Annotated in this window: 4 protein-coding genes; 2 read left to right on the top strand and 2 right to left on the bottom strand. The window is 74.6% G+C overall.

Going from position 1 to position 3395, the window contains the following annotated elements; genetic code table 11:
- Positions 1-266, bottom strand: a 266-nt coding sequence (locus HGA02_RS13555) for a shikimate kinase (protein WP_168679449.1), incomplete at its 3' end; no start/stop codon positions are given.
- A 117-nt stretch (positions 267-383) separates the two neighbouring features.
- Between HGA02_RS13555 and HGA02_RS13550 the strand changes: the two genes are divergently transcribed.
- Together HGA02_RS13550 and HGA02_RS13545 are read left to right on the top strand one after the other, a co-directional pair.
- Complete coding sequence (locus tag HGA02_RS13550) at positions 384-1664, top strand: MFS transporter (protein WP_168679448.1); 1281 nt, start codon at positions 384-386, stop codon at positions 1662-1664.
- An 83-nt stretch (positions 1665-1747) separates the two neighbouring features.
- Positions 1748-2089, top strand: a complete 342-nt coding sequence (locus HGA02_RS13545) for a YciI family protein (protein ID WP_168679447.1) — start codon at positions 1748-1750, stop codon at positions 2087-2089.
- 54 nt (positions 2090-2143) lie between these two features.
- Here HGA02_RS13545 and HGA02_RS13540 read toward each other — a convergent pair whose 3' ends face one another.
- Entirely contained in the window at positions 2144-3172 is a 1029-nt protein-coding gene (locus tag HGA02_RS13540) for a phosphotransferase family protein (protein ID WP_343035474.1), read from the bottom strand.
- Between the last annotated feature and the right edge of the window lie 223 nt (positions 3173-3395).

The raw sequence follows: 3395 nt of genomic DNA, 5'->3' as shown, positions 1-3395 counted from the left end.
TACGCCCGCCGCAGCGCCGAGCACGCGACGACCGTCCCGCGACCGGCCTCGGCGTGCTCGGTCATCGCGGCCGCGACGAGCCGCAGCCACGGCCCGCGGTCCTCGTCGGTGAGCGGGACGCCCGCGGCCATCTTCTCGACGTTGGCCGGCGGGTGGAGGTCGTCGCCCTCGACGAACGGGGTCCCGAGCGCCTCGGCGACGAGCCGCCCGATCGTCGTCTTGCCCGTCCCGGACACCCCCATCACGACCACGTGCTGCACGCCCACCGACTCTCCTCCCGCTCCCGGACCCCGCCCACCCTCCCACGCCCCGCCCGCGCGTCGCCGTGAGACGGCGCTGGACCCGGCAGGGACGGGTGCCCCGGGCGACGTAGGGTGGCGGCGATGTCCGTGCTCGTCGACACCACACCCCTCCGCGTCAGCCCGGCGTTCCGGCGGCTGTGGTGGGGCCTGTCCGTGTCGAACCTCGGCACGCAGCTCACGGTCGTCGCCGTCGGGCTCCAGGTCTACGACCTCACGGGCTCGACGTTCTCCGTCGGCGTCCTCGGCGTGTGCGCGCTCGTCCCGCTCGTGATCTTCGGGCTGTACGGCGGCGCGATCGTCGACCACTACGACCGCCGCCGCGTCGCGCTCGTCGCGTCGCTGGTCGCGTGGACCGTGGTGCTCGGGCTCGCGGTGCAGGCGTGGCTCGGCAACGAGCACGTCGGGCTGCTCTACGCGCTGGTCGCCGTGCAGTCGGCCGCAGGCGCGGTGAACAGCCCCGCGCGGACCGCGATCATCCCGCGCCTGATCGACCCCACCCTGCTGCCCGCCGCCAACGCCCTGCAGACCACGGGCTGGAACGTCGCGCTCACCGTGGGCCCGCTGCTGGGCGCCGGGCTCGTCGCCGCGTTCGGGTACGCCGCCGCGTACACGCTCGACGCCGCGCTGTTCACGTTCGCGCTCGTCGCGCTGCTGCGCCTGCCGCCGGTCCCGCCCGAGCCGTCGTCGGTCCGACGTGCGCGGGTCGGGCTCGGCTCGGTCGTCGACGGCCTGCGCTACCTCGGCACGCAGCGCAACGTCCGCATGACCTTCGCGGTCGACCTCGTCGCGATGATCACCGCGTCGCCGCGCGTGCTGTTCCCCGCGGTCGCGCTCCTCTACCTCGGCGGCGGCGAGACGACGACGGGCGTGGTCAGCGCCGCGGTCGCCGTCGGGGCAGTCCTCGCGGGGGTGTTCTCCGGCGCGCTCGTGCACGTGCGCTGGCAGGGTCGCATCATCACGGTCGCGATCGTGGTGTGGGGGCTCGCGATCGCCGGGTTCGGCGCGGTCCTCGTCACGGTCGACGCCACGCGGCCCGACCAGGTGCTGTGGGGTGCGCTCGCGCTCGCGGTGCTCACGCTCGTCGTCGCAGGGGCCGCGGACGCGATCTCGTCGGTGTTCCGGCAGAGCATCCTGCAGACCGCGACGCCCGACGACATGCGCGGACGGCTCCAGGGCGTGTTCGTGGTCGTCGTCGCGGGCGGCCCCCGGCTGGGCGAGCTGCTGCTCGGGGGGCTCGCGACGCGTGTCGGCGAGGGCTGGACCGCGGTGATTGGCGGCCTGACGTGCGTCGTCCTGGTGAGCGTCCTCGTGCGCGTCCAGCGCACGTTCTGGCACTACGACGCCCGCCACCCCACCCCCTGACCAGGTCCTGTCGATTCCGGCGGGGCTCGTCCGTCACAGTGGTGACACGCCGCCACGGAGCGGCCGGCACACGAGGAGCGACGATGACCCGGTACGCCATCTACTTCCAGCAGAACTGGGTCGGGGACCACCCGGCCGAGTGGTTCCAGTCCCGCGTCGAGCCGAGCACGGCCGTCGTCCGCGACATGGAGGCGGCCGGGGTGCTCGTCTTCGCCGGCGGGCTCGAGGAGGACCTGGCCGACGCGTTCACCGCCGACGCGACGAGCGGGACGGTCACGATCACCGACGGCCCCTACGCCGAGACCACCGAGTACCTGGGCGGCATCACGGTCATCGACGTGCCCGACCTGGAGACGGCCAAGATGTGGGCGGGCCGGGTCGCCGAGGGCTGCGGGTGGCCGCAGGAGGTCCGCGTCGTCAAGTAGAGCCGCCGTCCGACGCGTCGGCCGGACGGGGTCGGCCGACGGCGACGCCCCGCGTTACTGGCGGAGCGAGTCGAGGAGCGTGCGCAGCGCGTCGGTGAGGGTCGTGCGGTAGCCCGGCAGCCAGTCGCCCGCGAACGACCGGGGGACGATCTCGGTCGTGAGGATCAGCGTGAGGAACGTCCGGTACAACGCCAGACGGGTCCGCGCGGACGGGCTGGTGACGTCGATGCCGCCGGGCACGACGCTCGCGTAGCCCGCGAGCACGCGCGCGTTCACCGGTCCGACGTTGTGGCAGTCGGCGCCGACGAGCTCGTGCAGCGGGTCGCCCCAGAACGCGCGCTCGGGGTCGATGACGCCGACGATCCCGCCCGTCGCCGGGTCGACGAACAGGTTCCCGGCCCAGAGGTCGGTGTGCACGAGCGTCGGCGTGGTGACGTCGTCGAGCACGTCGCCGTGCCGTCGCAGCGCGGCGCGGACCTCGTCGGCGGGCAGCTCGACGCCCCAGCGCGGCGCGTCGGTCAGGACGGCCTCGACCATCGCGGTGAACGTGCCGCGCCACGTGGGGGCGTTGAGCCCGGCCGCGGGGTTGGGGTAGCCGAAGCCGCCGTCGGGGGCGGGCAGGCCCGCGGTGTGCAGCCGCGCCATGTACGCGCCGAGCTCGTGCTCCGCTCGCGCGGTGCGGGGGTCGTCGTCGGCGGTGCCGAAGCCGGCGTCGACCAGCGGCACGCCGGGCAGGTGGCTGACGACGAGCGCGTCCGACGGCACGTGCGTGCGCGTGAAGTCGGTGAGCAGCACGCGCGGCATGAGCAGCGACGGGTGCTCCTCGGCGAGCCGGTAGACGTGCGCCTCGGACCGGACCAGGTCGTGCTCGTAGGTGAGCAGGGCGTCGGTCGCGGTGGGCGCGGTCTTGACGATGACGCGCGTGCCGTCGTCGAGCGTCACGCGGTAGCTCGTCGCGAACATCCCGCCCGTGAGCCGCTCGACCCCCGCGACCGTCCCGAGCGGGGCGAGCACGGCACGCAGGGCGTCGACGGGCGCGTCGGTGTCCGGGGTGGTCGCAGGTGTCTCGTCGGCGAGGGTCACGACGCGCACGGTACTGCGGGGTCGTCGCGTCGGGGGAGGGCCGATGGGCCGTTCGTGGTGTCGAAAGTCGACGCGTCCGCGGTGTCGGAAGTCGCGGCTGGGACGAGGTCGGCGACGCCGCGACCAAGCGGCCGCGGGCGGCGCTCAGCCGTCCTCGGAGACGCCCGTCGGCCGGGGCGGTGCGGGGTGCTCGACGGCGCTGCCGATCTCGCCGTCCGTCGCC

It is taken from the genome of Cellulomonas septica (assembly GCF_012396155.1).
In the GTDB taxonomy this organism is placed as follows: domain Bacteria; phylum Actinomycetota; class Actinomycetes; order Actinomycetales; family Cellulomonadaceae; genus Cellulomonas; species Cellulomonas septica.
Note: the sequence above shows the minus strand (reverse complement) of the source record. Positions and strands in the feature narration are given on the sequence as shown.

Excerpts from the sequence above, each read along its gene's own strand:
- HGA02_RS13550 (WP_168679448.1), top strand. The coding sequence starts at position 384 with ATGTCCGTGCTCGTCGACACCACACCCCTCCGCGTCAGCCCGGCGTTC.
- HGA02_RS13545 (WP_168679447.1), top strand. The coding sequence starts at position 1,748 with ATGACCCGGTACGCCATCTACTTCCAGCAGAACTGGGTCGGGGACCAC.